The organism is Spirillospora sp. NPDC046719, assembly GCF_040645715.1.
Classification (GTDB): domain Bacteria; phylum Actinomycetota; class Actinomycetes; order Streptosporangiales; family Streptosporangiaceae; genus Spirillospora.
In genome coordinates this window covers 1-3,992 of sequence record NZ_JBEYYT010000650.1, presented here as the reverse complement: position 1 = coordinate 3,992, position 3,992 = coordinate 1, and the positions used below count along the sequence as shown (strand labels likewise).

Annotated in this window: 5 protein-coding genes; 4 read left to right on the top strand and 1 reads right to left on the bottom strand. The window is 74.4% G+C overall.

What is annotated here, in order from left to right:
• The coding region (locus tag ABZ914_RS48025; protein ID WP_500201306.1) for an RNA polymerase sigma factor at positions 1–937 on the top strand (937 nt) is incomplete at its 5' end.
• Here the strand turns inward: ABZ914_RS48025 and ABZ914_RS48020 are convergent.
• Positions 918–1,523 carry a TetR/AcrR family transcriptional regulator gene (locus ABZ914_RS48020; RefSeq protein WP_500201305.1) on the bottom strand — a complete coding sequence of 202 codons (606 nt, stop codon included), beginning with the start codon at positions 1,521–1,523 and terminating at the stop codon, positions 918–920. The genes ABZ914_RS48025 and ABZ914_RS48020 overlap by 20 nt on opposite strands.
• A 108-nt stretch (positions 1,524–1,631) precedes the next feature.
• On the opposite strand from ABZ914_RS48020, the gene ABZ914_RS48015 reads away from it, so the two are divergent.
• From ABZ914_RS48015 to ABZ914_RS48005, 3 genes are all read left to right on the top strand, one after another.
• Positions 1,632–2,093, top strand: coding sequence for a cupin domain-containing protein (locus tag ABZ914_RS48015; RefSeq protein WP_433240071.1), 462 nt, complete (start codon positions 1,632–1,634; stop codon positions 2,091–2,093).
• Between the two features lie 7 nt (positions 2,094–2,100).
• Positions 2,101–2,886 carry an alpha/beta fold hydrolase gene (locus tag ABZ914_RS48010; protein ID WP_500201304.1) on the top strand — a complete coding sequence of 262 codons (786 nt, stop codon included), beginning with the start codon at positions 2,101–2,103 and terminating at the stop codon, positions 2,884–2,886.
• Between the two features lie 407 nt (positions 2,887–3,293).
• Positions 3,294–3,905 (top strand): TetR/AcrR family transcriptional regulator, encoded by a 612-nt coding sequence (locus ABZ914_RS48005; protein ID WP_190864841.1) that lies wholly within the window; start codon positions 3,294–3,296, stop codon positions 3,903–3,905.
• Positions 3,906–3,992 lie beyond the last annotated feature (87 nt).

The window sequence follows — 3,992 nt, the reverse complement described above, 5'->3', positions numbered from 1 at the left end:
CGCCGCCCGCCGCCGGCGCGAGGAGCTCCTGGACGAGGAGCCGGCGCCCGGTCCCGCGCCCGCGGTGGACGACACGCTGCGGCTCTACTTCCTGTGCGCCCACCCGTCGCTGACGCCGGCGTCCGCGGTCGCGCTCACGCTGCGCGCCGTCGGCGGGCTCACCACCCGGCAGATCGCCGCGGCCTACCTGGTGCCCGAGGCGACCATGGCGCAGCGCATCAGCCGCGCCAAGCGCACCGTGTCCGGCGTGCGGTTCGACCGGCCCGGCGACGTCGCCACCGTGCTGCGCGTCCTCTACCTGGTCTTCAACGAGGGTTACTCCGGGGACGTCGACCTCGCCGCCGAGGCGATCCGGCTCACCCGGCGGCTCGCGGCCGTGATCGACCATCCGGAGGTGGCGGGGCTGCTCGCGCTGATGCTGCTGCACCACGCCCGCCGCGCCGCCCGGACCGCGCCCGGCGGGGGCCTGGTGCCGCTCGCCGAGCAGGACCGCGGCCGGTGGGACACCGCCGCGATCGCCGAAGGCGTCGAGATCCTGCAGGCGGCGCTCGCCCGCGACCGGCTCGGCGAGTTCCAGGCCCAGGCCGCGATCGCGGCGCTGCACGCCGACGCGCCCACCGCCGAGGAGACCGACTGGGTGCAGATCGTCGAGTGGTACGACGAGCTCGCGCGGCTCACCGACAGCCCGGTCGTGCGGCTCAACCGCGCCGTGGCCGTCGGCGAGGCCGACGGGCCGCGCGCCGGGCTCGCGGCGCTCGCGGAGGTGGACGCCTCGGTGCCGCGCCACGCCGCGGTGGCGGCCTACCTGCACGAGCGCGACGGCGACCCGGAGACGGCGGCTCGGCTGTACGCCGAGGCGGCGGAGAAGGCGCCGAACCTCGCCGAGCGCGCCCACCTGACGCGCCAGGCCGCCCGGCTCAACTCCCGCCTCCGCTGACGGGGCCGCGCGCGAACGCGGCCTCGGTCAGGGTCCTCGCGGTATGGACGGCGACGCCGATCGCGTCGTCGGGGGAGAGACCGTACAGGTCGGTGAGGACGAACAGCGCCTCGGCGCCGCAGGCCAGGGCGAGGGAGCGCTTGAGCAGGGTCATCGCCTCGGGGGACGGCCCCTCGAACGGCGCCAGCGCGTGCTCGATCAGGGGGAAGCGCAGGCCGGGCCGGGCGTCCGCGCGGGCCGGCGCGGCGATCGTGTGGGAGATCATCGCCCGGACCGCGCCCTGGTGGGCGAGGACGTGGCGGAGCAGCCGCTCGGTGGCGAAGGCGACGCGTTCGGCCGGGTCGGTGGACGCGGCGACGGGCGCGAGCACCTCGTCCGGGCCCGGCCACACGGCCTCCAGGGCCTCCTGGAGCAGCGAGACCAGGTCGGGGAAGTAGCGGTAGGCGGTGGCCTCGGAGACGAGGGCCGCCTTCGCCACCTGCGGCATCGTCACCTCGGCGCCGGACCGGGCGAGGTCGCGGCAGGCGTCGACGATCGCCCTGCGCGTGCGGGCCTTCTGGTTCGCGCGCCCGGTGGCGGTCTCCATCGTCCGGTTCCCTCCCGAAAGCCGACTCTCTTCGTGAGAGTGTACTTGCACGAAGTCGTGAAAGCGTCCTATCTTCGTGATAGTTCACTCTCACGAAGGGGCGATGCCATGACCAGGGTCGCGATCGTCCGGCCGGACGAAGGCGAGACCGTCCGGCTGGGGCCGACCACCATGCGGATCCTGGAGGACGGCGGCACCACCGGCCACCGGCTGGGCATCGGCGAGATCACCGTCGCGCCGCACACCGAGGGGCCGCCCCAGCACCGCCACGCCCGCCACGACGAGGGCTTCTACGTCGTCTCGGGCACGGCGCGGTTCACGGTCGGGGACACGGTCCACGACGTCCCCGCGGGCACGCTGGCGATGATCCCGCCGGGCGCCCCGCACACGTTCGCCAATCCCGGCGACGAACCGCTGGTGCTGCTGAACACCTTCACGCCCGACCTCTACGTGCAGTATTTCCGCGACCTGAAGGAGATGATCGCGTCGGGCGCGGAATTCACGCCGGAGGCGACCGTCGAGGTCATGAAGCGGTACGCCACCGAGCCCGCCACGGAATACGCGGATTAGGAGCCAGATGACCACGCACACGGTGTCCATGCCATTCGGTGACGTCCCGGTCACCGTGAAAGGGAGCGGGGAAGGCGACCCCGTCCTGCTGCTGCACGGCGGCGCCGGGGACCAGTCCGTCGCCGGTTTCGCCGGGCTGCTGGCCGAACGGTCCCGCCGCACCCTCGTCCCCGTCCATCCGGGCTTCGGCGGCACGCCGCGCCCCGAGGGGCTCGACTCGATCCGCACGCTCGCCGAGGTGTACGGGCGCCTGCTCGACGAGCTGGATCTCCGGCGCGTGACCGTCATCGGCAGCTCCATCGGCGGCTGGGTCGCGGCGGAGCTGGCCCTCGTCGCGGGGGAGCGCCTGGCGGCCCTCGTGCTCCTCGACGCCGCCGGCCTGGACAGCGCCGAGCACCCCGTGGCCGACTTCTTCTCGCTGACGCTGGACGAGGTCGCCGACCTCAGCTACGCCGATCCGGACGCGCACCGCATCGACCTCTCCGCGATGACCGGCGAGCAGAAGCGCATCGGGGCCGGGAATCGCGATGCACTGCGTGTCTACGGCGGCACGGCAATGGCCGACCCGAGCCTCCGGGAACGGCTCGCCGGCATCACCGTCCCCACCTTGGTGGTATGGGGAGAGGCCGACCGGATGATGACACCGGAATACGGCCGGGAGTACGCCGCAGCCATTCCCGGCGCCCGTTTCCACGTCCTGCCGAAAGCCGGGCACCTCCCGCAGATCGAGGCACCCGGCGCGCTGCTGGCGTTGGTCGAGGAGTTCACCGCGAACGCCACCACCGCCTCCTGAGGCCCGCCCGGCCACCCCTCCCCGCCCGGCCACCTCCCCGCCCGGCCGCACCAGAGCATCCGCACCAGAGCGCGCCGGGTCAGGGGTGGCGGGCCGAAGGGGCAGGCGGCCGGACTCGGCCATTGGGCGGGGCTCGCTGCTCCGGCGTCCGGGGGGCGGGCGGTCGCGGGCGCGGCGGTGCGGGGCACGGGTGCGGGTGCCGGTGCGGGCGGGGAGGCCGAGGGAGACGAGGTCGCGATCGCGGCGGATCCCTGGCGTGAGACTGCCGTCTGAACTAACGTCACCGCCAAGCAAGCGGTAGGTACACCATCCGGGACCGGCCGCACCGGTCCGCCGGGCCCGCCCCCGGCGGAGCGAAAAGGCCGAAGGTGCGGGAGAATGGGGGACGGTCACAGCGAGGAGGCGTTTTGAGCGGCGATGTGCGGTTCACCGTCACGCGGACGCTGACCAAGGATCAGCAGGCCCGGCGCGAGCGGCTGATCGACGCGGCGCGCGACTTGGCGCGCGAGGGCGGCTACCCGGCCGTCACCATGCACGACGTGGCGGACCGCGCCGGGGTGGCCCGCGCGACCGTCTACCGCTACTTCGCCACCAAGGACCACCTGCTCACCGAGGTCGCCGCGACCTGGGCGCACCGCATCACCGGCGACATCGACGCGCTCGCGGTCGGCGAGACGCCGGTCGAGCGGCTCACCGCGCTGCTGGAGCGGATCGTCGAGGTGGCGGCCCAGGAGCGGACCCTCACCTCGGCCATCATCCAGGCCGTGACCTCGGACGACTCCAGCGTGGACGACGCCCGCACGGTGCTGTTCCTGTTCGTCCGCGACCGGCTGTCGGCGGCGATCGGCGAGCCGGTGCCCGCGCGCGACGAGGTGGAGGTCGTGCTCGGCCACATCCTGCTCGCCGCGCTGGTCAGCCTGGCGTCGCTGCGCCGTCCCACCGAGGAGATCCGGGACATGGTCCGCACCTCCGGGCGGCTGGTGCTGGCCGGCGCGCTCGCGAGCGCACCGACCGCCTGACCACCGCGCCCGCCTGACCACCGCGCCCGCCTGACCACCGCGCCCGCCTGACCACCGCGCCCGCCTGACCACCGCGCCCGCCTGACC